The organism is Gillisia sp. Hel_I_86, assembly GCF_007827275.1.
GTDB lineage: Bacteria > Bacteroidota > Bacteroidia > Flavobacteriales > Flavobacteriaceae > Gillisia.
Window position 1 is genome coordinate 1,627,041 of sequence record NZ_VISE01000001.1, and the last position, 26,551, is coordinate 1,653,591.

Below are 26,551 nucleotides of genomic sequence, written 5' to 3' on the forward strand. Positions count from 1 at the left end.
CAACACAATATTCAGCTCTTGCCTATCGGCGAGCCGAATACTTAGTTATTGGCGGTAGTTTTTTTATTCGATAATGCTAAATATTTTACTGTATATCCGTTTAATGTCCACTCGCTGTAATGCTTGCTATTACTAACCTATCGAATAACTTATCTCCAAAATACCTCCGATTAAGCTTGTATACAAACTCATTGAGGTATAATTGCAGATATTTTTTCTTGATCTTATGATAGGTTCCCACAAAATTCCTTTTGGCATTGCTTATAGCTATATGTACCCATTTTAGGGTTTCTTTGGTGGTCTTTTCACTTGATTTTTCAGTAATATGTAGCTCTACGTAATCTGCGATATCAACGTAGGATGTGCTCTGGTCGGAAAAGATGATAATGTGTTCATCAGCAATTGCGCTTTTGAGCATATTGCTGGTTTGACCGGCCTCATGGTTGTCAAGGACTTTTGCCTTAAAATACCTGCAATGCCGCTCCACTTTCCCTGTTTTTATATCTTCCAAGACAGTGCTCTCGGCCAGAACCATAACGTTGGATTTGGTCTTGCTGCCACGACCGGCCTTTTGGGTTTGGTGATCGTTTTGGCTTGCCTCAATGGTGAAATAACCTTCATCCATCTCGATCATCCCCTCCAACGTATAGCGGTCATCTCGCTGCCCCATGGCTTTGCGTAACTTGTGCACCATTGCCCAAACCGGCTCATAGCGCTTTAGGCCCAGCTGCCGCTGTATTTCCTTGCTGGAAAAACCTTTCTTTGTCGTGCTCAAAAGAAAGATGGTCTTATACCAGCTCATAAAAGATAATTTGGAGCTTTCCATAATTGTTCCACTTCGCAAGGACATCCTCGCCTTACAGGATTTGCACTGATAACTCCATTTGTTTTTGAGCCAATAATGATCTATTGACCCACAGCGATGACAGACAACTCCTTCCTTATCACGTTGCTCCTTGAAATGTAGGCGGCAGCTCTCCTCATCAGTAAAATGAACTCCGAAAGAAAATATATTCATATCCAATCAATTTAAATTCAATCAAATATAGGAATATTTCCACTAATTAGGAATGTTTACGGATATACAGAATATTTTATTACTTATTTCTTTTAAATCTGCGGTGTCTGTGTTGCAGAGAATAATCAATATTCTATTAAATTCTTTATCCATTATAATTTCTGAATTAAAACCGTCGATATTTCCTCCTCGTCTTATAACAGGAAAAGAATAAGTTTTATTATCCAAGAAAAATCCATATGTTGAATAACCTTGTAACCAATCTATATAAATCTCATTCTGTTTTGTAGTTAAATATTTAATACGAGTTTTTCTCGAAATCAATTGGTCATTACTTAATGCTTTAATTAATATATGTAAATCTTGAGTAGTAGAATAGATTTGACCTGCTCCGAAATAATTAGATATGAATCTCCTATCATTATAAATTTTGTCCTCTGGTTTTCCACTTCCAAAAGTATAATTATGATATCCGTAAGCAAGGTTATTAATGACCTCACTTTCATTAACAAAACCTGTGTTGGTTAACTTTAAAGGTTTTAGAATCAAATTTTCTATTGCCTTTGAAAAGTTTTCATTTGTGATTTTTTCTATGATTCTGGAAAGTAGAACATAATCCACATTGTTGTAATTAAAATCGATTGTATCTAATGATTGCTTTTTTTTGACAAAATTTTTAATAAAATCATCTATTTTATATTTAGAAAGATAAGCTTTTATAGGCTCGTTAGCCAATCCTGATTTATGAAGTAAAAGGTCAGAAACAGTAATGTCTCCGAATCTTTTTGGTAAACTATCAATATACTTTGTAATTTTATCATTAAACTGGAGTTCTCCTTTTTCTTGAAGTTTTAAAATTAAAATTGCAGTAAATAGTTTGGTGGTTGATGCAATTGGAAATTTTGTATTGTTATTGATTGGAACTTTAAATTGTAAATTTGCAAATCCTTTATTTAATTTGGTAATTACTTTTCCATTTTTTGCTATAAGTATTGAACCGTTAAAATGACCCAATTCGTACTCTTTATCTATAATACTATCAATTTGTTCCTTTTGTCCAAAACAGAAAGTAGAAATCAATAAAATTAAAAAAATAGTTTTTTTCATTAATCTTGTTTTCAATTAAAGACCAATTTCTGTTATAATTGTTACAGTTAAAATTACCGCCAACGGCAGTCTGTCTAAAAACATGGTTGACAATGGTTTTATTGTCCTAAAATACGTTTTTTAAGGCTGTATGGCATGGTGCCAGCAAAACTTTGCGTTATATTGGAAAAGGAAACTAGTTCTTAAAAAGCGGTAAAATCGCGCTATTAAGCCCAAAATTTTATCAAACAAGGTATTGCTACCTTCTTGTAGGGCTTTATGGCCTATCAGGTTAATGATCCTTTTGAGGTTGTAGGCAATAAAGATGAAGCCTACATCTGCAGAGGCCCTTTTCTTTCCTTTTTTGGTAAGGATATGGTCAAACCCCCATTGCCTTTTCATGGTTCCAAATGGGTGTTCCACAATGGCCTGCCTGCGGCGGTAGAGTTCTTTTTCTTGTTCCATGTTTTTTCGGTTCTCCTCGTAGAATGGCGCAAAGACATTCCGGGCAAGGAGCCTTCCATTTTTTGCCCTGGTGCACAGGTCTCGCACGGGGCACCCCTTACAGGCCTTTGTTTTGTATTGTTTGAACTTACTTTGGTTGGGCTTGCCTTGATGGTTTGTATAAAAGTTGCCGTTGGTCTTCAGGGCGTGTCCCTGTGGGCAGGTATACTGGTCCTGTTGTTGGTCGTAAATGAAATTCTGTAGGTTGTAATCCGGGTGTGGTGCCGTGGATGCGGGCGCGGGAATGGCCACCATTGTTTTGATACCGAGCTTTTGAGCGGTTTCGAGTTCCGATCCTGTGTGGTAGCCTTTGTCAAAGAGTGCTGTAAAGGTATTGTTCCTGAGTATGGCCTTGGACCTTCTTATCATATCGCCCATGGCCTTGGAGTCATTTCGGTTGGTGACCTGGTAATCAATAGGGATGCAGTGCAGGCCGTCCACAGTGGACTGTACGTTATAGGCCACCTCGGTAATGTTCCCCCGCAGGACCATATGGCGGCTTTCCCCATCGGAAGTTGAAATTTGTTCTTCCCCGGTCTGCTCCAGTTGTTTTTTGAGCTTTGTATAATTTTCCCTTCGCTGGGCATGCTTTCGTATTTCTTTTTGGACCTCTTGTTTTTCAGTCTCCCCATCGGCCTTTGCCAGGTCCTGGTTGTACTGATCGAGTTTGTTGTCGATATATTCCAGGTGGCGTTTTATCTTCTTTTCGTTGAAATTGTTCTTTTTACTGTTCTGTGCACGCAGTTTGGTACTGTCCCCGGCAATGATCCTACCGCCGATCAGTTTGAAGTTCATGGCCAGTTCCACCGTGGCGCGGAACACGTGTTTGATGGCCTTGGGGTTGTTTTTTCTGAAATTGGCAATGGTGTTGTGGTCGGGGGCAAGTTGGCCAAGGAGCCACATCATCTCCATATTTCGTTTGCACTCGCGCTCGAGGATCCTGGAAGAACGCAGGCGGTTCATATATCCATATAGGAACAATTTCAGGAGCGTTGCTGGATGATAGGCCGGCCTTCCGCCTTCGGGGAAATGTACCTTGAAGCCCATCTTTTCAAGATCGAGGCCATCAACGAACACATCAATGGCTCGGACTTCGTTTTCTTGGTCAATGGCTTCATCCAGGGAAACTGGGAACAGGCTGGCTTGTTTACGGTCTTTGGGTATAATGAATTTCATACCTAAAAGATACGGTTAAGCCTAACAATAGGAAACAGCTCAGCAAATAAGAAATCAACATAGTTATTAAGAAAGCAAGGGGTTTTTAGACAGTCTGACGGTCTCGTATATTCGTCAGTTGTGGTGGTCAGTAAGCGGATTTGTCCGCTTAATTTAAATATTCCTGGTCACTACTAAAAATACACTTTTATTTGAATTGCCACAATTGCGAATATGCGTTGTTGCCTGCTGTACTTTACCTTATCCAATTGAAATATTTAATTCTTTTCCAAGTCCGATCTCAATTAGTTTTTGATAAGTGGTAATTTGAATATCACTTAATCCACGTTCAATTCTTGAAATATAGCTTTTCTTTGTACCGGTGCGTTCCGCAAGTTGTTCTTGTGTTAATTGAGCTGATTTTCTTGCTTCTTTTAGCATTACTCCAAGTCGAAATGAAAGAGATTCCGCATCGTATTTTTCTCTTTTTTCTGTTCCTTTATTGCCATATTTAGCAACAAGTAAATCTTCAAATTTTGTTATATTTTTCATCTCAGCCATTTTTTTCTTTTAAATATTCTTTCTTTAGTTTCTCAGCAAGTTTAATTTCTTTTCTAGGGGTTTTTTGAGTTTTCTTAATAAAGCTATTTGTCAAAACTACTAAATTCCCCTCGTCTTGAAAACCTAAGATTCTAATACTTTTAAAGGTTGTTATAACTATCACTTCATAAATTCCATCTGTATTTGTCAGTAATTTATAGAACTTCTTTGGAACTCGTTTTTCATAACGTACCAGATCCAAAACATATTCAATTTTTCGTTGAATTTTATCATCTTGGGAATTGTAGAAATCAACGAAATTTCTTTTATAATTTATTATTTCTCTTACCACAAAACAAAGTTAACTAATTAGTTTACTATTTGGAAGTTTTTGAATTAAAAATTTTAGCAGAATTTTCCTAAAGTATTCCAACTAACGTCAAATATTAAGTACTGATATTCAGTATTTTAGTTAATCCGATATCTTCGGGTTTAATGTCAAATTTAGCAATATTCCTTTTAATTCTATTGACCAGTTTTAGTTTTCTTTTTTGGTCAAGGAACAGATATTCTGTTGGTGGGTGATAAGGAATTCCTCTTGTGAGCATATTCCAAATAATGACTGCTAGTTTTCGTGCTGTGGCACTTATGGCGGTTGCCCGTCCTTTTTTGTAGTTTATTCTTCTGAAAAAATCGGATAAATGCCCATCCTTTAAATTTCCAATTGTATTTGCGGCTTGCCTGAGGGCTACTTTTAAACGATTGCTTCCTTTTGGCAAGTGATGGCTCAATACCCTTCCTCCACTGATTTTATTGTTTGGGGCAAGCCTGAGCCAGGAGGTAAATTGCTTTGCTGATTCAAATTTGTTGATTCCCTCTAAACCTATTTCGCTTATAAAGGCCATTAGTGTTGCGTCGTTCACACCTTCAATTGCCATTAAATCCACTCCTTCAAAATACTGATAGGAGAGCTGGTTCATATCGGCATTTCTAATGGTGTTCTTGTTTTTTCTTTTGTATGGTTTTTTACTTGCAATGTGCTGTTTTTTATCATCGTCATTATTGATGACTTCTTCGAGGTGTTTTTTAATTTGAATATCTACTTGGTCTATTTGTTTTTGAAGGTGCAAATAGGTTTCCCATTCTTGTTTTAGGGCAAAGTAATAATCTTCACGGCCATTATATTGTAATGCTCTGGAAATTTCATCTTCCGATTTTCGGCAATTATAATGTCTGTTCTGAGCCAATACTTTTCCTGATTTTTCGCCACCGATAAATGCCGTGATAATTTTTGTTCCCGTAAGCCCTACGATGTCTTTTACCACCACATCCAGTCTCATGTTCATCAATCTCAGGTATTTTTGCATTTTTAAGATCGCACTGGCAGATTGTTTTAAAATGTTTTGTCTATGGCGAGAGTAGGTCCTGATAACTGCTGTTGTGCTATCGGGCAAAAAACTACTGCTGAGCAATCCTAGAGTGTGCAGTTTTTGTATCCATTGGCAATCTAAAATATCTGTTTTTTTTCCTTTTATGTTTTTTGTTTGACGGCCATTCACCAAAATGACATCAAAACCAAAGACGACTAATGAAGAAAATAAATTTTGCCAGTAAGTTCCAGTGCTTTCCATGGCAATGGTCGTGACCTTGTGCTTTTTGAGCCACTCACAAAGCTCTTGATGGTCTTGGCTGTAAACACCAAATTCTTTTACGTCCTGGGCATTTTGGCCAACAGCAACCCAATGGCTTCTACTTCCAATATCAATACCTGCCGCATTGGGATTGACCACTTCTAGTGAAATCTGCTTTTTTTTCATAATAGTTTGTTTTTAAAGATTATAAAATAAGCTCCAAGAAATGTAACTACTGATTTTGAAATTATTCCAATCGGGATTACTATGAAAGTATCGCCACTAAACTCAAACGCAAGTAATGATGACCTATTACTTTTTACATTCAAACCTTGATTGCGGTCGGGCTTTTTAAACACCAATGCTGAAACCGGCCTTAACAAGGAGCCGAAACAAAGATACGCCCGTTAGCAGAAAAACTCAACTCGATTTTTTAGTAGGGGGATTGCAGGCAACGGTCTTGTTTAACGCAAGTGGCGTGGGGTAAGGACGCGAACTTGTCGGCTTTGTTGTTTTTTACTTGGTCTCTAAAATAACACTTTTCACTGGAATGCCCGCTATTTGCTGTTAAACGATGTTGCACCGCGTAGCGATCCTCGGAATATGTTGTTTTGTTGCCAGCCTTTTTAAGTCATTTTGTTCTTTTCTGAATCTTGATTTTATTTTTCACGTCCGAGCAAGAGCCAGTTTTTTAATTTTTTTGTTCTTACTTATTTTTGTCATTTTTCTCGTCTTGGTTATTGTCAGAGTGGTAAATCTAAAGCTATTCATTTTATCCATTTTTCATGCTTGAGTAAAAGTCGGAATAATAAGCTGAATGCATCTATTTTTATTTTTTTTTACGCCCGAATAAAAGTTTGCGTACAGATTTTAAAAATTCTCAAGTATTTCTTCTTCTTTTCATTTATTCTTTATCTAATCAAAATCCGCGGACTGATTTTAAGAGCATCCAATTTTCACGTTTTTCATCTTTTTAAATTTTTCCCGTAAACCTTGCGGTTGAGTGGTTTTTCTTTTAACTAAAATCTTGAAAAAGTCAACGCAACAGTTGCGGGAGATTGGTTTTTATCAATTAAAACTTCAAATATGTTCTTTACGAGATTTTGTTTCTGAGCTATGCGTTGCAACGGCAGTCTGTCTAATAACTTAGGTTATTTACCGATTTGTGACTAAAATAAGGCTTTTTATGGTATGCTGAGGAATAAAACGCGAATCAGAGATGTTGAAATTAAAGATGGGTATTAGCTTTAATATGACTTTATACGCTCTTATAAAGGTATAAAAACAAGCACATAAGGTGTTCAATAACTCCTTCCATGCCTTTTTGCCAATCAAGTTCAAAATTCGTCTGAGATTGTAGGCAATGAAAATAAACCCAACATCTGCAGAAGCCCTTTTCTTGCCTTTTTTAGAAAGGATATGATCAAATCCCCATTGCCTTTTCATGGTTCCAAAGGGATGTTCTACAATAGCCTGCCTGCGTCTGTACAATTCAGGATCAGCTTCCATATTTCTTTTGTTTTCTTCATAAACAGGAGTGTATAGGTTCCTAGCCAGGAGCCTCCCGTTTTTGGCCGTGGTGCATAACTCCCGCACCGGGCATCCCTTACAAGCTCTTGTTTTATACTGTTTGAACCTTGACTCGTTTGATTTCCCTCGGTGGTTGACGTAAAAGGTGCCGTTGGTTTTCAGAAAATTACCTTGGGGACATATGTAGTGATCGTTCCCCGTATCGTAGGTAAAATTTTTAACATTGTACAGGGGATCCGGTGCATTGGAACCGGGGGCAGGAATAGCAACCAGGGTTTTGATCCCTAAACCCTGGGCAATTTCCAATTCAGATCCAGTATGATATCCTTTGTCAAAAAGAGCGGTGAAATCATTGTTCCCTATAATGGATTTTGCTCTTCTGATCATGGCTCCCATCGCTTTTTTATCATTATTGTTGGTGACTTCATAATCAATGGGGATGCAGTGCTTGGCATCTACGGTGGACTGGACATTATAGACTACCTCTGTAATGTTGCCCCTCAAGACCATATGTCTGCTCTCGTTGTCCGAGGTTGAGATCTGGTCTTCTTGGGTTTGATCCAATTCCTGCTCGAGTTTATGATACGTATCCTTGCGCTTGTTCTGGGTATCCATCTGCTTATGGATATTTTCTTTTTCTACAGTACCATCGGCTTGTTCTAGCGCTTGGTTATATTCCTGAAGCTTGTTATCGATATATCGAAGGTGACGGTCGATCTTCTTTTTATTGAAGTTGTTCTTTTTGCTGTTCTGGGCTCTTAGCTTGGTGCCATCCCCTGCAATAAGTTTCCCTCCAATGAGATTGAAGTGTTTGGCCAGTGCTACTGTGGCACGAAAAACTTTCTTTATAGCCTCAGGATTGTCCTTTCTAAAGTTGGCAATGGTGTTATGGTCTGGGGAGAGTTGCCCAAGGAGCCACATCAATTCGATATTTCGTTTGCATTCGCGCTCCAAATTTCGGGAGGAACGCAGTCGGTTCAAATATCCATAGATAAATAACTTGAGCAACACACCTGGGTGGTAAGCAGGACGACCTCCTTCTGGGAAATTTACTCGAAACCCCATGTCTTCTAAATCCAAGCTATCTACAAAGATATCTACGGCCCTGACCTCGTTTTCCTGATTAATGGCGTCCTCTAGGGACACAGGGAACAACGAGGATTGTTTGCGATTTTTTCCTTCTATAAATCTCATGGCATGAAGATACAACAGTAGCTCATTGTGCTATAAAACAATAATAGAAGAAATTAACAAAGTTATTAAAAGCGAAGGGGGTTATTAGACAGTCTGACGGTCTTGGTTAAGGCAAGTGGCGTGGAATGGGGACACGTTCTTGTCGGCTTTGTTGTTTTTTAATTAATCTCTAAAATTACACTTTTCAGCAAACTGCCCGCTATTTGCTGTTAAACGATGTTGGCTACAGTGGTTTTTGCGAAGTGTTTATCTATCCTGCGTTTTGTTCCGCTCTGATTTTCTTGTTCTTATCAATAATTTTCAAAAAAGCTTTTTTCCTATTCGATTAAAATCCAGTATTTTAAACTGAAAGTATTGAATTTTTATATTTTTTACGCTCGAGTAAGAGTCAGCGAACTGATTTTAAGAGCATCCAATTTTTACATTTACCATACTTGAGTAAAAGTCAGAATAATAACTTTCAATGCCTTTTTCACGTTTGAGTAAGAGTTCAAGATCTAAATTTTAAAGACCTCCAATTTTTACATTTTTCATCTTTTAAATTTTATTTCATTTCTTACTTTTTATTTGAAGTTTTGATCTTTTTAGTTTTTTTCATTCTTTTCCGCACCGCTGGTTTTTTTCCAATTAGATCACCTTGATTTTTCTTAAGTCTATGTTTAAAATCTACTTTTTCGTAATTCAGTTTTGTATTTTTCAGTTACTGGATTGTTAATTTGAAACGACTAATATTCTTTTTTGCTGAATGCTCCCATTGTAGCCAACGGTCTTGTTTAACGCAAGTGGCGTGGAGTAGGCCCTATGTTTGTATAAAGCATAAGTTTCAGGTATTTATTATAACATAGTAATATCTAGTCACTTAATTACTTTAAAATCCAAAACCTATGCAGACACAAAGTACACAATTCGACTTCACCGGCCAAAAAATTTATGTAGGCATCGACACGCACCTTAAGAGCTGGAATGTAACGGTTATGATGGATCCTTATTACCAGAAAACCTTTTCACAGAATGCCAATGCCCAGACCCTCTTCAACCATCTACATGAGAATTATCCCGGAGGTAGTTACTTTAGTGCTTATGAAGCTGGCTTTGCGGGTTTTATGCCTCATTACCGTTTAATGGGCCTGGGTATTGAATCTATTGTGGTGAACCCTGCAGATATTCCCACGACCGGAAAAGAAAAGGTTCAGAAGAATGATTCGAGGGATAGTAAAAAAATCGCCCGTTCGCTAAAGAACGGTGAATTGACCCCAATTTATGTTCCCTCGCTCCAGACCCTGGCGGATAGGAGCCTTGTTCGCTTGAGAAAAACGATTGCCAGGGACCTGGCAAAAACAAAGACGCAGATCAAATCTTTCCTTCATTGCAACGGGATCGATATCCCAGATGATTTGAGCAAAGAAAACTGGACCAGGAAATTCATCAAATGGCTTATAGAAATAGAGATCGGACCCTTCAGGGAAACCCTGGAGGGTCATTTAGCTAAGTACCATTATTTTTATGCGCAAAAGCTAGCTATTAATCGGAAAGTCAAGATGCTTTCTGCCACTCCCCAGTATAAGGATAATATGGAACTTCTGCAGTCCATACCGGGAGTAGGCTATATCACGGCCATAACCTTTCTCACAGAGATAGAAAACATAAAAAGGTTCAAAAGCCTGGACAGGCTATGCAGTTTTATAGGTTTGGTACCGTCTACAAATTCCTCGGGAGAAAACGAAAGAATAGGAGAAATCACTCCCAGGGGCCACCGTATTCTCAGGGATATACTGGTAGAAGCCTCCTGGAAGGCAATAGGAAAAGATCCGGCCTTGGGAGCAACATATTCGAAACTCGGCCATAGAATGAAACCCAACAAGGCGATCATACGCATTACCAAAAAAATATTGAGCAGGATGAGATTCGTCCTGAATAACCAAACCCGATATGAACTGGGATATAAATAATATTAAAAGAGTAATTTATAAAACAGCTATCTTCAAGTGTGACCGTTTCCGCGTCCCTGCAGCGTTAACGACTGTCATTTAGTAGACTGCGGCGCACTTATTTATATAAACTAAACAAGACGATGCAGCTCCTTAGAGTCTGTTAATAGAAGGCTGTTTTATAATATTACAATTACTGATTAAGATAAAGCTATAAGACCTTGAGTTTTCTTAGCCATGGAGGACAATGAATAAATTTAAAAAGGTCCCTTTTTAGAGAAGGAACCGTATTCACTGTCGAAAGCCTTATTGCTGTTGAGTTGCTCTCCAGCAGCGCTCACTTCCCCTTCAGGCTAACATGTTAAATATAGGAAAAAAGTTGTCTAAAATTTGATATACAACATAGAAGGGACGCAAACTTGTCGGCTATATTGTTTTTTACTTGGTCTCTAAAATAACACTTTTTCGACTAAGCCCGCTATTTGCGCTTAGCATCCATGAAAAAGCAGTAATCGAGTATCTTTAATAATCACGATAAAAACTAAAGATATGGAAACCCGAGTTACTGCATTACCAAAGTTATTCATAGGAATTGATATTCACAAGAGAAGCTGGAAAATACATTGCAGCACCGATCTCTTTGGAGGTAAATCTTTTACGATGCCTCCAGAACCTGAGAAGTTATATGAGTACGTTCAGAAACATTTCTGTGATCACCAAGTAACTACTGCTTATGAGGCTGGTTGCTGTGGTTATTCTGCCCATCGCAGTTTTGAGGTCTTTGGTTGGAAATCCCTGGTTGTGAACCCAGCTGATATCCACCGTAAAGGAAAGGAGCGCTATACTAAAACAGACCGTATCGATGCGCAACTCATTAGCAGAGAGCTTAAAGATGGCCGTCTGGATGGTATCACTGTTCCAGATATAGAACGAGAAGGATTACGTAGTCTGTTTCGCCGTCGCAATGAACTGGTCAAGGACTTTCGTCGGATCAAAAGTAGGATCAAGATGCACTTGCTTTATTTCGGGATTAAAATTCCTGCAGAGTTCGATAATGATCATTGGAGCCATGCTTTTCGTCACTGGGTGGATAGCCAAGAGTTCCATTATCCCACCGCACAGGAAACGATGGCTAGCAAAATGCGGACTTTCCGGTTTATTGATAAAGAGCTTCGGGAAGTCTCAAGTCAGTTGAGAGCCTATTGCCGAAAACACTTCAAAAAAGATTACTATCTGTTAAGGAGTGTGCCGGGCATTGGAGGCATTGTAGCCGTAGGTATTTTGGCTGAACTAGGGGATCTAAGGCGCTTCAACACGCTTAAACATTTAGCGGGTTATGTTGGATTGGCTCCTGGGATCTATCAAAGCGGGGCTACTTCTAAGGCACTTGGCATGAACCCCCGTTGCCATCCTATCGTGTGGACACAATTATTTACTAGTTTAAGGGATTAGCATTAATTTTACTCAAAAAATGAGAAGGGGGTTCACAGGCTTAGGGGATAAACGTTTGGTTTATCGGGGCAACAAGATTTTATCGGACCTGTTCAGCAAGAGCGTCCATTCGATCCGTCAGCTCAGCAGGAACGAATCAGACGCAAAGGCCGTTTACCGTTTTTTGCAGAACGATAGGGTCAGTGAAGAAGATATAGTAGAGAACCTGGTACATAATTGCCAGATGGCTTGTGCGGGCAAATTTGTTGTCTGTATCCAAGATACCACGGAGGTCAACCTAAGCAGCCATGGTAATAGGATCAACAAAGATGGCTTTGTGGGCACGACCAATGCGAAGAATTCCCAGGGACTGGGGTTCTTTGTCCACCCAAGTTTGGTCTTGGATGCCGTGAGCGGCACCCCCTACGGCTATTCTGATATTAAGATCTGGAACAGGTCCTTGGACTTCAAATCAAAGCATGAAAGACAGTACGGCAAGCTGCCCATGGAAGAAAAAGAGTCCTATAAGTGGATAGAGGTGTCCAAAAACACACAGGCCTCACTAAGGGACGTGGTAGCGGGAATGGTGATCGTACAAGATAGGGAAGGGGATATCTACGAACAGTTTGCAAGCATACCAGATGCACGAACAGATCTATTGATAAGGGCCCGTGCGGATAGGGCCTTGGCGGATGGGTCAAAATTGTTCAGCTGCCTGGCGGACCAGCCCTGTCAAGGGTCCTATGAGGTACAGGTGGATGCCTGTGCAAAGACCAGAAGGAAAAAAAGGACCGCAAAAATTGAAATCAGATATAAAGAGGTAGAACTGAAAAGGACCAGGGCGGCCAGCAAGGCAGTGGCGCCCAGCATAAAACTATATCTGGTGGAGGCCAAAGAGGCTAACCGGGCCGGGCCGGACAGGGTGTGCTGGAGGTTATTGACAAGCCTGCCCATAGAGACCCTGGAAATGGCAGAAATGTGCGTGGAATGGTATAAGTGGAGGTGGACGATAGAAGAGGTGTTCAAGATATTGAAAAAAGAGGGCTACAATATCGAGGCGTCAGAGCTGGAGCATGGGTCATCGGTAAGAAAACTGAGCTTGTTGATAATGGAGGTCATCATCCAACTGTTCTTGATGCGGCTGGCGTATGCAGTACCAGAAGGAGAGATGAGCGCCGATAGCTGTTTCACGGAAGAAGAGCAAGCGTTTTTAGAGCACCAGATAATAAGACTGGAAGGTAGGACAGGGAAACAAAAAAACCCGTACAAGGAAAAAGGGCTAAAAAGATATGTTTGGGCGATAGCTAGACTTGGCGGATGGAAAGGCTATGAAAGCAAAAGGCATCCCGGCATAACGACCCTATGGATAGGACTGAAATATTTTAAGGCGGCCATGGAAGGGTGGACGATTCATAAAGATGTGTCCACACGATAGGTTGCCATCGGCTTATCCGATCGTATTTTGTGGAGGCTTCCTGGCAGGCGATAAGAACAGACCCTGTGATTCAGGCGTATTACCGCAAGCATATGGGCAAAGATGTGAAGAAAATAATAGTGAAGGTGGCCCATAAATTATTGAGCCGCACTTTAGCAGTGATAAAAACCGAAATCCCTTATGAGGTAGGGGTGATCGCATAAATAAAAATCAATACAATGACCAAGCTCAAACTAAATATCAAGCCTGTACCACAAAACATCGGTGGTGGCCATCTTGGACCACATTTTTTGTTAGCCAGTGGGCAGGTTTATTAACCATGATCATAGTGATGCTGGTGGCGCTCAGGAAGTGACCACAAATAGGATGCTGAGCAGGTTATTTTTGTGTTGAATTCTTACTGAAGCGAAGCTTCATCAAAAATTCAACACGTTAAAATTTTATAAGAATGAAATAAGAGAAATTAAAATATTATCTTTAAGAGAGAAGATTATTGCTTTTCATAGGAACCGATGTTAGCCACAGTAGTGTGTCCTGTGTTGCTTCGGGATACAATTTAAGTAAAATTGAGGAGCAACAAAACTGTAATTGAGATGAGAGTCTCATAATTTTCTGGAAACGACCCCGGCATTTGTTTCGGGTGGAAACACGCAAGAAGATTTTGGGGATTGGTCTCTCGGCTGGGATGTTTAGGCATACCGGTCAAACCGCCTTATGGGGCTTACCTTTCACGGGTTGGTCTTGAGCGATAAGGTCAAAGGCGCTACTGCCACTTGTAGGGTAATGTAGTTTGCTATGGTGGGGGTAAAGAAGCTGAACGAGATGTGAGTGAACCCTTGTAGAAGTGTCGTAAACAACTTTAGTATTGTCAAAATCGAGGGATGGGCGGTCCCGAGAGACAGGACTTGACGGGAGTAACCTATTTACTGGTCAAGTGGCAATCGGCATAAAGAGGGCAGGAGCTTTACTTACGGCTCAATTACGGAACAGGAGAAGCTAATGGCAGGTGCGAAAATTCCACAACCCCGAAGGGCAAGGAAGAAATTAGCCATACGTGCCATTAGTGACGGATTATCCCGTAGTAGCGATGAGCATCCTGTAATGGGATGGGAGCGAAGGGGCTGACTTAACAGTTTTAACTTGTATTACAACTAATGTAGATTAGGATGATTTTCAAAGAGAAACAAAAGTCGCAACCGATAGATAAGCGACAGGTAATGGAAGCCTTTAAGAAGGTACGCAGTAACAAGGGTGCATCGGGTGTCGATAAAGTATCGATTTCCGAAGTGTCCGCTCGCCCTATGAAATACCTTTATCCCGTATGGAACAGGTTAGCGAGTGGAAGTTACTTTCCCAAGCCCGTTCGCGAAGTAGAAATACCCAAAGCAGATGGCAGGATACGGAAACTGGGCATCCCGACGGTACAAGACCGAACGGCTCAAATGGTAATTAGAGAGGAGCTGGAGCAGCTTGCAGATAAGCGGTTCAGCAAAAGTTCCTTTGGCTATCGACCGAACAAATCGGCGCACCAAGCCATAAAGCAATGCAGGGAAAACTGTATGGCGATGGATTGGGCAATAGATTTGGACATCAAGAGTTTTTTTGATGAGATAGACCACGATTTAATGCTCAAAGCATTGGGTCACTTTACCAAAGAGAAGCACATTCACTTGTACGTGACACGTTGGTTAAAAGCCAGTGTCCAAAAGAAAGATGGGAGTGTTCATCCCCGTAGCAAAGGCACACCACAGGGAGGTGTTATAAGCCCATTATTGGCAAACATTTTCCTAGACGTTGTTTTTGACAAATGGATTGAACAGCACCATCCCGAAGTAAAGTTTGAACGATATGCAGATGATATTATCATCCATTGTGCAAACTTCAAACAAGCCCTGCGGACTTTGGAAGCGGTAAAAGCCAGATTTGAGCAATGCAAGTTGCAGATAAAGAAAGGCAAGAGCAATATTGTTTATTGCAAGCGCAACCAAAAGAAGCACCCACCGTTCAAGGTCCACTATGTAACCTTCAGTTTTTTAGGTTTTACATTCAAACCAAGAATGGTAAAGGGCTACTACGGGAACTTTCATTTGGGTTTCACGCCCGCCATCAGCCGCCAAAGTCAAAAGCGAATCAATCAAACCTTGTTCAAGATGAAACTGCACCGTATGGTTCACTTGCGCCTGCCCGATTTGGCAGGCATTATAGCGAACAAAGTACGAGGGTGGATTCATTATTACGGCAAGGTGCGAATGAGCGAACTACATTATGTGTTCCGCTTTTTGAATATGCGACTGGCTAAATGGGTACGCAACAAATATCGGCGATTTAGGCGTAAACATTGGTTCTTTGCCTACAAATGGTTACAGGAGACTGCCAAGCAGTTTCCCAATCTATTTGTGCATTGGCAATATGGTTTTACGCCTTAGACTTGTTAAGAAGAGCCGTATGATGTGAGAGCATCACGTACGGTTCTGAGAGAGGTTTAGGGGTGCAATTCCCCTTTACCTACTCGACTAAAGAACTATTACCAATAATGTTCCCGCAATCAAACTTGTAATTAATGTTCCCGTTCTTAAGTTTTTACCCGGACCGATAAATATTCCTTCAAGATCAGTTATGTTGATTTCAATTCTTTCTTTTTTATTTTTTGATTCCTTATATTTTATAGAAGCTTCAGCGACAATTATTTTATCAGTTACATCTATTATTTTTAAGTAATTGATTGTCATTTTTTGATTCTTAAGTTTTCTTCTTGAATAAAACAAAATTGTTTTAGAATCTTTAGGTTCATTTCTTTCTTTTTGATGAAAGAATACAACTTCATCTTTCAATTGAATTCCAATACTATCTTTAGACGTTAGAATATCAAAAAATCTATTTTTCAAACCTTTTTCAAATATGAGAGGAGTTTTTTCTCGCTCAATTAACGCCTTATTTTCTATGTCGAGATAAATGGCATTTCCATATCGGATCATAGGAGTATATGGCCAAACTTGTCCATAACTAAGATTTATAAACCCTGTTATAAAAGCTAAAGTCAGAAATATTCTTCTTTGTTGGGTCATGATTAATTGCACACAACGGTCTTGTTTAACGCAAGTGGCGTGGAGTAGGGACGCGAACTTGTCGGCTTAGTTGTTTTTTAATTGTTGTCTAAAATAGCACTTTTCACTAGAACGCCCGCCATTTGCTGTTAAACGATGTTGCATAGCGTTACGATCCTCGGAACATGTTATTTTGTTGACTGCCTTTTTAATTATTTTTGTTTCTTTCTAAATCTTAAATCAATTTTTCACGCTTGAGTAAGAATCAGTTTGAATTCTTTTCATCTAAATTCTTTTGCTCATTTTTTACGTTTGATTGAAAGTCAGATTTAAAATCTAAAGGCTTTAAAATTTTACATTTTTCGCGTCCGAGTAAAAAATTCAACGTACTGTATTTAAAAATTATCGATTTTTAGTTCTTCATTTCAATTCAAAGTTCCTCCTTTTCGTAAGGATCCGCGTACTGATTTTAAGGGGCTCCAATTTTTACATTTTTTGTCATTTAAACTTTTCCGTACAACTTGCGATTGAATGGTTTTTGTTTCTTTCTAAAATCTTGAAAAAGTCAGCGCAACAGTTGCGAAAGAGTGTTTTTTTTCATTCAGATTTGCCGTTATTTTTTTGCGTTTTTCATTCTGAGTAATGCTTTGCAACGGTCTTGTTTAACGCAAGTGGCGTGGAGTAGGGACGCTAATTTGTCGGTTTTGTTGTTTTTTACTGGGTCTCTAAAATAACACTTTTCACCAAATTGCCCGCTATTTGCTGTTAAACGATGTTACCTGTAGTATTTCTTGTTCTAAGCTACTTTAAACTCCGAATCATTCATTACTACACTAAATTTTATGTTCGCTTTTAATGCTCTAAAAACTTTTAAAATGGTTTCTATCGTAACATTTTTTGCGTTCCGTTCTAGTTTTGAAATTTGAGCTTTTTGGACACCTATTAATTCTCCAAGTTGCTCTTGGGTCAAATGTCTTTCTTTTCTAACAGATTTTATCATTTCTCCTAAGATATCCAATCTTAGGTCAAATTCATATTTATCTCTATCATTTGTTCCAATCTCTCCAATGTGAACATCTTTCATCTGGTCGAGCGTCATCATTTTCATTTTTTTCTTTTTAGTTTCCATCGTTTTCATATTTTACTGTTCAAAATATTCAGCTCTAATTTTCTTGGCTTTCTCTATTTCTTTTTTTGGAACTTTATCTACTTTCTTAATTATTCCGTGCGTTGCCAAAACAAGGGTTTCTGTTTTCTCTGTTTTATCCCAAAAAGCCAATAATCGATATTGAAGTCCGCTAAATTTTGTTCTAAATTCCCAAATATCATCATCCAATTTTTTAAACAGTTTGGGATCATTTATCAATTTTGCCTTATCAATATTGTAATAAATTTTATTCTGTGTTTTCGGATCTAAATTGTTCATAAACTCAATCGCTTGGTCCAAAAATATAACCTCAAATTTCTTTTCCATTCTTTATTTTGTCCGTTTTAAACATTCAAAGATAATCAAATGTTTCAATATATGGAAACTAATTTTTGTTGAAATATTACAGGTAACGGTCTTGTTTAACGCAAGTGGCGTGGAGTAGGGACGCAAACTTGTCGGCTTAATTCTTTTTTAATTAGCCTCTAAAATATTACTTTTTCCTGAAATACCCGCTATTTGCTGTTAAACGATGTTGGCTACAGTGGTTTTTGCGAAGTGTTTATCTATCCTGCGTTTTGTTCCGCTCTGATTTTCTTGTTCTTATCAATAATTTTCAAAAAAGCTTTTTTCCTATTCGATTAAAATCCAGTATTTTAAACTGAAAGTATTGAATTTTTATATTTTTTACGCTCGAGTAAGAGTCAGCGAACTGATTTTAAGAGCATCCAATTTTTACATTTACCATACTTGAGTAAAAGTCAGAATAATAACTTTCAATGCCTTTTTCACGTTTGAGTAAGAGTTCAAGATCTAAATTTTAAAGACCTCCAATTTTTACATTTTTCATCTTTTAAATTTTATTTCATTTCTTACTTTTTATTTGAAGTTTTGATCTTTTTAGTTTTTTTCATTCTTTTCCGCACCGCTGGTTTTTTTCCAATTAGATCACCTTGATTTTTCTTAAGTCTATGTTTAAAATCTACTTTTTCGTAATTCAGTTTTGTATTTTTCAGTTACTGGATTGTTAATTTGAAACGACTAATATTCTTTTTTGCTGAATGCTCCCATTGTAGCCAACGGTCTTGTTTAACGCAAGTGGCGTGGAGTAGGGACGCGAACTTGTCGGCTTAGTTGTTTTTTAATTGTTGTCTAAAATAGCACTTTTCACTAGAACGCCCGCCATTTGCTGTTAAACGATGTTGCATAGCGTTACGATCCTCGGAACATGTTATTTTGTTGACTGCCTTTTTAATTATTTTTGTTTCTTTCTAAATCTTAAATCAATTTTTCACGCTTGAGTAAGAATCAGTTTGAATTCTTTTCATCTAAATTCTTTTGCTCATTTTTTACGTTTGATTGAAAGTCAGATTTAAAATCTAAAGGCTTTAAAATTTTACATTTTTCGCGTCCGAGTAAAAAATTCAACGTACTGTATTTAAAAATTATCGATTTTTAGTTCTTCATTTCAATTCAAAGTTCCTCCTTTTCGTAAGGATCCGCGTACTGATTTTAAGGGGCTCCAATTTTTACATTTTTTGTCATTTAAACTTTTCCGTACAACTTGCGATTGAATGGTTTTTGTTTCTTTCTAAAATCTTGAAAAAGTCAGCGCAACAGTTGCGAAAGAGTGTTTTTTTTCATTCAGATTTGCCGTTATTTTTTTGCGTTTTTCATTCTGAGTAATGCTTTGCAACGGTCTTGTTTAACGCAAGTGGCGTGGGGTTAGGACGCGAACTTGTCGGCTTTGTTGTTTGTTAATTGGTTTCTAAAATAACACTTTTCAGCAAACTACCCGCTATTTGCTGTTAAACGATGTTAGGCACTGTAAAATTACTGAATCTTGTATTTTTCTTCTATTGCTTTACGAGTCTTTTCGTCAGCTAGTTCAAATCCAAATCCACTTTGACTTCCGAAAATCTGATAACCATATTTCAATCCATAATATCTGTCAATCATCATTTTTAAAGGAGCTTGATCTAATTCTTTTTCTTTTACGGCTTTTTGGATAATTGGTAAATAATCAGACATCATTTCAGTGTTTGAATGTTGAATGACTGCCCACATCACGTGTTCAAATTTTTCTCCAACTAAACTTTTACCTAAATAAGTTTTGTATTCCTTGTAAAGAGAATTAATGATTTTTTGATTTTTTAAATCCATTTTTTTTTGTTCGACTGACAATTCTCTTGACGACTGATTTCTATATTTTTGATCATCAATGTTAACTTGTTGGATTTTTTTGACTAAATCAATATTCAATGAATTTGATTTACAATATTCTTCAATTATAAATTTTGTTTCTGTGATTGATCTTGATTTACATTCTTTTAATTTGTTTAAATAATCTGCTCGAATTATATCATATTTTGGATTTGTTGTGATTGAATTTTCAAATGACAAAACGTATTCACAGCTATCATCAGCATTTTTAAATTTTTCAAAAGCCGTTTTTATATTCTTTTCGCTTTCTTTTAATGTTAGAAATGCTGAAAGTATATTAAAATAATCTGCAAGATTAAAATTTTCAGGATTGTTCTTTGTCCTAGATTTAGTTTCTTTCAAAATCATATTGGCATAATCAAAATCTTTTTCTGTAATATTAGGACTTTGAGTTGGTTTATATGAAAGAAATTGTTTTTCGAAATTGTCATATTCAAATGTGACGTCATTTTGTGCATTGCAATTAAAAGCTGAAATTGTCAGTATAATTAGTATATAGTTTTTCATTGTCGCTGTTTTTTTATAGTGCCTAACGGTCTTGTTTAACGCAAGTGGCGTGGAGTAGGGACGCAAACTTGTCGGCTTTGTTGTTTGTTAATTGGTCTCTAAAATAACACTTTTCACCAAATTGCCCGCTATTTGCTGTTAAACGATGTTACCACACGTAGTTATTCTGAAAGTTGTTTCGTTAAATCATTTAAAATATAGTTTCGTGCATTAACTCCACCCATCGATGGGTTACGGTTTGTCAAAACTATGACAGTATATCGGTTATCAATTATGTCCATTGCAGAGGCAACTCCAAGTATTGTATTCTCTTCGAAATAACCACCTGGATGACCGTAAATTTCCTTATCATTTTTGTCATTGAGTTGAAATCCCAACCCATAGTTGGCATCGGATTGTTTAGTTATCATCTCGTCAAAATCACTTTTAGAAATCAATTCAAAATTTCTTAGTGCTTTTGAAAATTTCATTAAATCATCTACTGTCGAACTACTACCACCATCTGGTAAAACAGACTGTGTATTATTCATACTTAAAGGTGTAAGAATATTATTTTCAACAAATTCATTATAAGGTACTTTACTAACTGACTCAATAATTTTTCCCAATACTATAAATCCAGAATTACTATATCGGAATTTTCTGTGGCTCTTTAAAGAATCATTCATCACAATTAAATGGTATAGCTTGTCTAAGTCTTCTTGGTCGGACTCATTGGTATAATCCCAATAATTCCCCAATCCACTTGTGTGGCTTAAAAGTTGTCTGATAGTTACGCTATCTTTTAAAAATTGATTTTTAATCTCTGGTAAATAGTTCCCTACTGTATTATTTAGTTTTATTTCTCCACTTTCTGCAAGTTTTATAATGGCAATAGCTGTAAACATTTTTGGCATAGAGGCCAGACCTATTTTACTTTCAAGGGAATGTTTTTCTGTATGTGAAAGGTCTTTAAATCCATAAGCTTTTTTAAAAAGAACTTCATCATTATCTGCTATAAGAATAACGCCATTAAGGCTATCCTTAACAGCTTGAGAAGTCAAAAATGAATCTATTTCTTTTAAAGATATCTGCTTTTTTCCATCCTCATTAAAACTTGGTTTGTTTTTATTGTTTTTGCAACTTATGGTCAACAAAATCATTATTAAAACTGTGATTTTTTTCATTTCGATGTATTTTTGTTTATTTTATTTAAAATTCTGAAAAGTGTTTTTATCTCTTCTTCGCTAATATCTTTCTGAGCAGTTTCTCTATTTTTGGATATTATCGGAATCGCCGCATTCAATAATTTTTTTCCTTTGTTAGTTATTTTCAGATCCTTTTTCCTGCGGTCAGAGCTATTCTCTTCTCGTTCTATTAATTTATTTTGGACTAATATTTCTATCATTCTTGCGATTGATGCGACGTCCTTGAACAAAAGTTTTGATAAATCAACTTGACTTATATCCGGTTTATCGCTGATTTGAATCATAAGTAATATTTGATTTATTGTTACTTTAATATTGAGTTCGTTCAAATTCCGTTGTGCCATTGTGCGGTATTGCTTAATGGCTCTTTCAATTTGATAGAATATTGTTTTTGAAGGATCCTGAAATTGCATAACTTAGATTATTGATACAAATATAATTGATATATCAATAAAAATGATGTTGTTTTGCAGGTTTTTTTCGCTATGTGTGGTAACGGTCTTGTTTAACGCAAGTGGCGTGGGGTGAGGACGCGAACTTGTCGGCTTAGTTGTTTGTTTATTGGTCTCTAAAATAACACTTTTCAGCAGATTACCCGCTATTTGCTGTTAAACGATGTTATGCTTTGTATGTTATCTTCTGCTCTTTGTGATTCTCTAATAATTTGTTTAATAATTTTATAGAATAATATCTATTGTTCTGGATAAACTTTACAAATAAAGGTCTTAAATTATCTATCAATCCTTTAGATCTTGCTATTGATAATAAACCTAAAGTTCCAATACACTCAATATTGAAATTTTCAGCTATTGTCCGTGCTTTTTTATCATCTATTAGAAGGAATTGAGCATTCAGTTCTTTATAAAGGATTAATGATTCCGATTCTCCATAATCCATTATAAAAGTCAATTCGTTGAAACTGGATATTTTGACAACTTTCGGCTCAAAAAATCTTTTGATTTTCTTATAATATTCAGTGTTTTTCTTTAAAGTTATTTCTTCCCAAACTGCATTTGGTATTTTGATTTCATCGAACAAACTATTTAAAATTTCCAGCTTATCAATAATGGCAAGGGAAAAAATAGGTCCTGCATCGGCAATTACAAGTCCGTTTTTCATTTCTATTTTAATTTTTCAATATCTTTTAGTACATCTTTTTCTGTCAAGCTAGATATTGAAATTTTATTTTTGGAAAGTTCAGTCTCAAATTCTAATCGAGAAAGTCCCGAAAGTTGAGCGGCTTTACCAATTGTCAATTTTTGAATTTTATATAATTGAATGGCCAACATGATTTTGATGCGTTTTTTTAAATCATTTTCTGATTCATTCAACGCCAAAAGAATATCGTTCGGGAAATCTACAGATATGGTTTGATAATTCATCTTTTTAATGTTTATTTTCAAATTTAACCTTTTTTCAGTTCAATTTGTTTATAGCTGGATGATTTTTACATATAAAGCATAACGGTCTTGTTTAACGCAAGTGGCGTGGAGTAGGGACGCGAACTTGTCGGTTTTGTTGTTTGTTACTTGGTCTATAAAATAACACTTTTCAGCAGAATGCCCGCTATTTGCTGTTAAACGATGTTGTAACCCGTTGTGTGTCCTGTGTTGCTTCGGGATACAATTTAAGTAAAATTGAGGAGCAACAAAACTGTAATTGAGATGAGAGTCTCATAATTTTCTGGAAACGACCCCGGCATTTGTTTCGGGTGGAAACACGCAAGAAGATTTTGGGGATTGGTCTCTCGGCTGGGATGTTTAGGCATACCGGTCAAACCGCCTTATGGGGCTTACCTTTCACGGGTTGGTCTTGAGCGATAAGGTCAAAGGCGCTACTGCCACTTGTAGGGTAATGTAGTTTGCTATGGTGGGGGTAAAGAAGCTGAACGAGATGTGAGTGAACCCTTGTAGAAGTGTCGTAAACAACTTTAGTATTGTCAAAATCGAGGGATGGGCGGTCCCGAGAGACAGGACTTGACGGGAGTAACCTATTTACTGGTCAAGTGGCAATCGGCATAAAGAGGGCAGGAGCTTTACTTACGGCTCAATTACGGAACAGGAGAAGCTAATGGCAGGTGCGAAAATTCCACAACCCCGAAGGGCAAGGAAGAAATTAGCCATACGTGCCATTAGTGACGGATTATCCCGTAGTAGCGATGAGCATCCTGTAATGGGATGGGAGCGAAGGGGCTGACTTAACAGTTTTAACTTGTATTACAACTAATGTAGATTAGGATGATTTTCAAAGAGAAACAAAAGTCGCAACCGATAGATAAGCGACAGGTAATGGAAGCCTTTAAGAAGGTACGCAGTAACAAGGGTGCATCGGGTGTCGATAAAGTATCGATTTCCGAAGTGTCCGCTCGCCCTATGAAATACCTTTATCCCGTATGGAACAGGTTAGCGAGTGGAAGTTACTTTCCCAAGCCCGTTCGCGAAGTAGAAATACCCAAAGCAGATGGCAGGATACGGAAACTGGGCATCCCGACGGTACAAGACCGAACGGCTCAAATGGTAATTAGAGAGGAGCTGGAGCAGCTTGCAGATAAGCGGTTCAGCAAAAGTTCCTTTGGCTATCGACCGAACAAATCGGCGCACCAAGCCATAAAGCAATGCAGGGAAAACTGTATGGCGATGGATTGGGCAATAGATTTGGACATCAAGAGTTTTTTTGATGAGATAGACCACGATTTAATGCTCAAAGCATTGGGTCACTTTACCAAAGAGAAGCACATTCACTTGTACGTGACACGTTGGTTAAAAGCCAGTGTCCAAAAGAAAGATGGGAGTGTTCATCCCCGTAGCAAAGGCACACCACAGGGAGGTGTTATAAGCCCATTATTGGCAAACATTTTCCTAGACGTTGTTTTTGACAAATGGATTGAACAGCACCATCCCGAAGTAAAGTTTGAACGATATGCAGATGATATTATCATCCATTGTGCAAACTTCAAACAAGCCCTGCGGACTTTGGAAGCGGTAAAAGCCAGATTTGAGCAATGCAAGTTGCAGATAAAGAAAGGCAAGAGCAATATTGTTTATTGCAAGCGCAACCAAAAGAAGCACCCACCGTTCAAGGTCCACTATGTAACCTTCAGTTTTTTAGGTTTTACATTCAAACCAAGAATGGTAAAGGGCTACTACGGGAACTTTCATTTGGGTTTCACGCCCGCCATCAGCCGCCAAAGTCAAAAGCGAATCAATCAAACCTTGTTCAAGATGAAACTGCACCGTATGGTTCACTTGCGCCTGCCCGATTTGGCAGGCATTATAGCGAACAAAGTACGAGGGTGGATTCATTATTACGGCAAGGTGCGAATGAGCGAACTACATTATGTGTTCCGCTTTTTGAATATGCGACTGGCTAAATGGGTACGCAACAAATATCGGCGATTTAGGCGTAAACATTGGTTCTTTGCCTACAAATGGTTACAGGAGACTGCCAAGCAGTTTCCCAATCTATTTGTGCATTGGCAATATGGTTTTACGCCTTAGACTTGTTAAGAAGAGCCGTATGATGTGAGAGCATCACGTACGGTTCTGAGAGAGGTTTAGGGGTGCAATTCCCCTTTACCTACTCGACTTTTACTACAGATATTATAATAACAAATGTTTAAAATAGCTTATTTTGTTAGTTTAGTATTTATAAGTCGAAACCTAGATTTAGCTGAAACATGATTGGGAAAATATTTCCGTTTCCTTCTGTATCAAAATAGTATTGAGGTCCGACATCAAATAATAAATGGAAATTTTCTCCATATTTTCTTTGAAACCCCCAAGTCGGTCCAACTGCAAAATCAAAGTCAGATGTCCGATTTACATTGTCAGCAATTGAATTCCCTCTTGTAATCATTCTCAAAGAAATAAAATTTCCAGAATTATTATTAACCGATTTATCTTTACTAAGCCTCTTATTTAAATTATAAAACCACTTTTGCTGTAAATCAAGAAAAGGAGCAATAATATAAATTAGTCCTGATCCTCCACCAAACTCTAAGTCTGGATATGCTCCTCCGTAACCTATTCCAATAGCAGAGGAAAAGGTTGAATAATTTCCTGTCGGAATTTCTAATTCAACTGCTGGATTTAGAAAATTAATTCTCCAAACTTTTTCAGTATTATAAGTGTTTTTCTCTTGTCCATAAGAAGTAATTGAAAATAATGCTAAAAGTGCTAGAATTGATAATTTTTTCATTAAAATCTGATTTTTAGGTGTTTAAGTTTTTGTTTTGTAACTAATAAGCATTAAAAAAAATATTTTCTAAATAATCTTATCAATTTGATTTATTCACGGATAGATTAAGTTCAAATATAACTTTAAATTTAGTTTGAACTAATTTTGAAATTTAAATAATCCAAATAATTAATGTTATCAATACAACTTGTCAGAAAATGCTCTAATATTAATATTTTAAAAATCTTTAGTTCTTTCAATTCAAAATTATGTGTTGGATTTTAAGTTTTCTGAAAAATGGGTTACAACGGTCTTGTTTAACGCAAGTGGCGTGGAGTAGGGACGCGAACCTGTCGGCTTAGTTGTTTGTTACTTGGTCTCTAAAATAACACTTTTCATCAAAATACCCGCTATTTGCTGTTAAACGATGTTGCCATTAGTAGTGTGTCCTGTGTTGCTTCGGGATACAATTTAAGTAAAATTGAGGAGCAACAAAACTGTAATTGAGATGAGAGTCTCATAATTTTCTGGAAACGACCCCGGCATTTGTTTCGGGTGGAAACACGCAAGAAGATTTTGGGGATTGGTCTCTCGGCTGGGATGTTTAGGCATACCGGTCAAACCGCCTTATGGGGCTTACCTTTCACGGGTTGGTCTTGAGCGATAAGGTCAAAGGCGCTACTGCCACTTGTAGGGTAATGTAGTTTGCTATGGTGGGGGTAAAGAAGCTGAACGAGATGTGAGTGAACCCTTGTAGAAGTGTCGTAAACAACTTTAGTATTGTCAAAATCGAGGGATGGGCGGTCCCGAGAGAC

At 37.6% G+C, this 26,551-nt stretch carries 24 protein-coding genes; 8 read left to right on the top strand and 16 right to left on the bottom strand.

Going from position 1 to position 26,551, the window contains the following annotated elements; all coding sequences use genetic code 11:
• Window positions 1–100: 100 nt before the first annotated feature.
• The 7 genes from JM83_RS07225 to JM83_RS07255 form a co-directional block, all read right to left on the bottom strand.
• Window positions 101–1,018, bottom strand: a complete 918-nt coding sequence (locus JM83_RS07225) for an IS1595 family transposase (RefSeq protein WP_144960754.1) — start codon at window positions 1,016–1,018, stop codon at window positions 101–103.
• Between the two features lie 42 nt (window positions 1,019–1,060).
• The gene (locus JM83_RS07230) at window positions 1,061–2,125 is read right to left on the bottom strand and encodes a serine hydrolase domain-containing protein (protein ID WP_144960756.1); all 1,065 of its coding nucleotides are present in this window, start codon (window positions 2,123–2,125) and stop codon (window positions 1,061–1,063) included.
• A 120-nt stretch (window positions 2,126–2,245) separates the two neighbouring features.
• The gene (locus JM83_RS07235) at window positions 2,246–3,784 is read right to left on the bottom strand and encodes an IS1182 family transposase (RefSeq protein ID WP_144960757.1); all 1,539 of its coding nucleotides are present in this window, start codon (window positions 3,782–3,784) and stop codon (window positions 2,246–2,248) included.
• Window positions 3,785–4,024: 240 nt separating this feature from the next.
• The gene (locus JM83_RS07240; protein ID WP_261376386.1) at window positions 4,025–4,324 is read right to left on the bottom strand and encodes a helix-turn-helix domain-containing protein; all 300 of its coding nucleotides are present in this window, start codon (window positions 4,322–4,324) and stop codon (window positions 4,025–4,027) included.
• Complete coding sequence (locus tag JM83_RS07245; RefSeq protein WP_144960760.1) at window positions 4,317–4,655, bottom strand: type II toxin-antitoxin system RelE/ParE family toxin; 339 nt, start codon at window positions 4,653–4,655, stop codon at window positions 4,317–4,319. The genes JM83_RS07240 and JM83_RS07245 overlap by 8 nt, the downstream gene beginning before the upstream one ends.
• Window positions 4,656–4,749: 94 nt before the next feature.
• Window positions 4,750–6,120 carry an IS110 family transposase gene (locus JM83_RS07250; RefSeq protein WP_144960762.1) on the bottom strand — a complete coding sequence of 457 codons (1,371 nt, stop codon included), beginning with the start codon at window positions 6,118–6,120 and terminating at the stop codon, window positions 4,750–4,752.
• 969 nt (window positions 6,121–7,089) lie between these two features.
• On the bottom strand, window positions 7,090–8,658 hold the full coding sequence (locus JM83_RS07255; RefSeq protein WP_144960764.1) for an IS1182 family transposase: 1,569 nt from the start codon (window positions 8,656–8,658) through the stop codon (window positions 7,090–7,092).
• An 884-nt stretch (window positions 8,659–9,542) separates the two neighbouring features.
• Between JM83_RS07255 and JM83_RS07260 the strand changes: the two genes are divergently transcribed.
• The 6 genes from JM83_RS07260 (at window position 9,543) to ltrA (JM83_RS07280) (ending at window position 15,878) form a co-directional block, all read left to right on the top strand.
• Window positions 9,543–10,607 carry an IS110 family transposase gene (locus JM83_RS07260; protein WP_144960766.1) on the top strand — a complete coding sequence of 355 codons (1,065 nt, stop codon included), beginning with the start codon at window positions 9,543–9,545 and terminating at the stop codon, window positions 10,605–10,607.
• Between the two features lie 528 nt (window positions 10,608–11,135).
• Entirely contained in the window at window positions 11,136–12,038 is a 903-nt protein-coding gene (locus JM83_RS07265) for an IS110 family transposase (RefSeq protein ID WP_261376387.1), read from the top strand.
• Between the two features lie 19 nt (window positions 12,039–12,057).
• Window positions 12,058–13,452, top strand: a complete 1,395-nt coding sequence (locus JM83_RS07270; protein ID WP_144958496.1) for an IS4 family transposase — start codon at window positions 12,058–12,060, stop codon at window positions 13,450–13,452.
• A 29-nt stretch (window positions 13,453–13,481) separates the two neighbouring features.
• On the top strand, window positions 13,482–13,655 hold the full coding sequence (locus JM83_RS07275) for a hypothetical protein (RefSeq protein ID WP_186434961.1): 174 nt from the start codon (window positions 13,482–13,484) through the stop codon (window positions 13,653–13,655).
• Window positions 13,656–14,451: 796 nt separating this feature from the next.
• Complete coding sequence (locus tag JM83_RS19400) at window positions 14,452–14,577, top strand: hypothetical protein (protein WP_261376330.1); 126 nt, start codon at window positions 14,452–14,454, stop codon at window positions 14,575–14,577.
• 41 nt (window positions 14,578–14,618) lie between these two features.
• Window positions 14,619–15,878, top strand: coding sequence for a group II intron reverse transcriptase/maturase (ltrA, locus tag JM83_RS07280; protein ID WP_144960768.1), 1,260 nt, complete (start codon window positions 14,619–14,621; stop codon window positions 15,876–15,878).
• Window positions 15,879–15,965: 87 nt separating this feature from the next.
• On the opposite strand, the gene JM83_RS07285 is transcribed toward ltrA (JM83_RS07280), so the two are convergent.
• From JM83_RS07285 to JM83_RS07320, 8 genes are all read right to left on the bottom strand, one after another.
• Window positions 15,966–16,517, bottom strand: coding sequence for a hypothetical protein (locus JM83_RS07285; RefSeq protein ID WP_144960770.1), 552 nt, complete (start codon window positions 16,515–16,517; stop codon window positions 15,966–15,968).
• Window positions 16,518–17,292: 775 nt separating this feature from the next.
• Complete coding sequence (locus JM83_RS07290) at window positions 17,293–17,625, bottom strand: helix-turn-helix domain-containing protein (RefSeq protein WP_144963703.1); 333 nt, start codon at window positions 17,623–17,625, stop codon at window positions 17,293–17,295.
• A gap of 12 nt (window positions 17,626–17,637) precedes the next feature.
• Window positions 17,638–17,970, bottom strand: a complete 333-nt coding sequence (locus tag JM83_RS07295) for a type II toxin-antitoxin system RelE/ParE family toxin (RefSeq protein WP_144960772.1) — start codon at window positions 17,968–17,970, stop codon at window positions 17,638–17,640.
• 1,506 nt (window positions 17,971–19,476) lie between these two features.
• Window positions 19,477–20,373 (bottom strand): hypothetical protein, encoded by an 897-nt coding sequence (locus JM83_RS07300; RefSeq protein ID WP_144960774.1) that lies wholly within the window; start codon window positions 20,371–20,373, stop codon window positions 19,477–19,479.
• A 161-nt stretch (window positions 20,374–20,534) separates the two neighbouring features.
• Window positions 20,535–21,539, bottom strand: a complete 1,005-nt coding sequence (locus JM83_RS07305) for a serine hydrolase domain-containing protein (protein ID WP_144960776.1) — start codon at window positions 21,537–21,539, stop codon at window positions 20,535–20,537.
• Window positions 21,536–21,973: a MarR family winged helix-turn-helix transcriptional regulator gene (locus JM83_RS07310; protein ID WP_144960778.1), complete on the bottom strand. Its 438-nt coding sequence runs from the start codon at window positions 21,971–21,973 to the stop codon at window positions 21,536–21,538. The genes JM83_RS07305 and JM83_RS07310 overlap by 4 nt, the downstream gene beginning before the upstream one ends.
• A gap of 205 nt (window positions 21,974–22,178) precedes the next feature.
• Window positions 22,179–22,679 (bottom strand): DUF3368 domain-containing protein, encoded by a 501-nt coding sequence (locus JM83_RS07315; protein ID WP_144960780.1) that lies wholly within the window; start codon window positions 22,677–22,679, stop codon window positions 22,179–22,181.
• Window positions 22,680–22,681: 2 nt separating this feature from the next.
• Window positions 22,682–22,942 carry a UPF0175 family protein gene (locus JM83_RS07320; protein WP_144960782.1) on the bottom strand — a complete coding sequence of 87 codons (261 nt, stop codon included), beginning with the start codon at window positions 22,940–22,942 and terminating at the stop codon, window positions 22,682–22,684.
• 688 nt (window positions 22,943–23,630) lie between these two features.
• Between JM83_RS07320 and JM83_RS19405 the strand changes: the two genes are divergently transcribed.
• Window positions 23,631–23,756: a hypothetical protein gene (locus tag JM83_RS19405; RefSeq protein ID WP_261376330.1), complete on the top strand. Its 126-nt coding sequence runs from the start codon at window positions 23,631–23,633 to the stop codon at window positions 23,754–23,756.
• A gap of 41 nt (window positions 23,757–23,797) precedes the next feature.
• A complete protein-coding gene (ltrA, locus tag JM83_RS07325; RefSeq protein ID WP_144960768.1) occupies window positions 23,798–25,057 on the top strand; it encodes a group II intron reverse transcriptase/maturase in 1,260 nt (419 codons plus the stop codon).
• A 148-nt stretch (window positions 25,058–25,205) separates the two neighbouring features.
• On the opposite strand, the gene JM83_RS07330 is transcribed toward ltrA (JM83_RS07325), so the two are convergent.
• Window positions 25,206–25,757 (bottom strand): hypothetical protein, encoded by a 552-nt coding sequence (locus JM83_RS07330; RefSeq protein ID WP_144960784.1) that lies wholly within the window; start codon window positions 25,755–25,757, stop codon window positions 25,206–25,208.
• Window positions 25,758–26,551 lie beyond the last annotated feature (794 nt).

Coding starts and splice junctions, on each gene's coding strand:
- JM83_RS07255 (WP_144960764.1), bottom strand. CDS start 8,658: ATGAGATTTATAGAAGGAAAAAATCGCAAACAATCCTCGTTGTTCCCT.
- ltrA (WP_144960768.1), top strand. CDS start 14,619: ATGATTTTCAAAGAGAAACAAAAGTCGCAACCGATAGATAAGCGACAG.
- JM83_RS19400 (WP_261376330.1), top strand. CDS start 14,452: ATGGCAGGTGCGAAAATTCCACAACCCCGAAGGGCAAGGAAGAAATTA.
- JM83_RS07240 (WP_261376386.1), bottom strand. CDS start 4,324: ATGGCTGAGATGAAAAATATAACAAAATTTGAAGATTTACTTGTTGCT.
- JM83_RS07265 (WP_261376387.1), top strand. CDS start 11,136: ATGGAAACCCGAGTTACTGCATTACCAAAGTTATTCATAGGAATTGAT.
- ltrA (WP_144960768.1), top strand. CDS start 23,798: ATGATTTTCAAAGAGAAACAAAAGTCGCAACCGATAGATAAGCGACAG.
- JM83_RS07225 (WP_144960754.1), bottom strand. CDS start 1,018: ATGAATATATTTTCTTTCGGAGTTCATTTTACTGATGAGGAGAGCTGC.
- JM83_RS07310 (WP_144960778.1), bottom strand. CDS start 21,973: ATGCAATTTCAGGATCCTTCAAAAACAATATTCTATCAAATTGAAAGA.
- JM83_RS07260 (WP_144960766.1), top strand. CDS start 9,543: ATGCAGACACAAAGTACACAATTCGACTTCACCGGCCAAAAAATTTAT.
- JM83_RS07235 (WP_144960757.1), bottom strand. CDS start 3,784: ATGAAATTCATTATACCCAAAGACCGTAAACAAGCCAGCCTGTTCCCA.
- JM83_RS07300 (WP_144960774.1), bottom strand. CDS start 20,373: ATGAAAAACTATATACTAATTATACTGACAATTTCAGCTTTTAATTGC.
- JM83_RS07305 (WP_144960776.1), bottom strand. CDS start 21,539: ATGAAAAAAATCACAGTTTTAATAATGATTTTGTTGACCATAAGTTGC.
- JM83_RS07295 (WP_144960772.1), bottom strand. CDS start 17,970: ATGGAAAAGAAATTTGAGGTTATATTTTTGGACCAAGCGATTGAGTTT.
- JM83_RS07315 (WP_144960780.1), bottom strand. CDS start 22,679: ATGAAAAACGGACTTGTAATTGCCGATGCAGGACCTATTTTTTCCCTT.
- JM83_RS07320 (WP_144960782.1), bottom strand. CDS start 22,942: ATGAATTATCAAACCATATCTGTAGATTTCCCGAACGATATTCTTTTG.
- JM83_RS07270 (WP_144958496.1), top strand. CDS start 12,058: ATGAGAAGGGGGTTCACAGGCTTAGGGGATAAACGTTTGGTTTATCGG.
- JM83_RS07290 (WP_144963703.1), bottom strand. CDS start 17,625: ATGGAAACTAAAAAGAAAAAAATGAAAATGATGACGCTCGACCAGATG.
- JM83_RS19405 (WP_261376330.1), top strand. CDS start 23,631: ATGGCAGGTGCGAAAATTCCACAACCCCGAAGGGCAAGGAAGAAATTA.
- JM83_RS07250 (WP_144960762.1), bottom strand. CDS start 6,120: ATGAAAAAAAAGCAGATTTCACTAGAAGTGGTCAATCCCAATGCGGCA.
- JM83_RS07330 (WP_144960784.1), bottom strand. CDS start 25,757: ATGAAAAAATTATCAATTCTAGCACTTTTAGCATTATTTTCAATTACT.
- JM83_RS07285 (WP_144960770.1), bottom strand. CDS start 16,517: ATGACCCAACAAAGAAGAATATTTCTGACTTTAGCTTTTATAACAGGG.
- JM83_RS07230 (WP_144960756.1), bottom strand. CDS start 2,125: ATGAAAAAAACTATTTTTTTAATTTTATTGATTTCTACTTTCTGTTTT.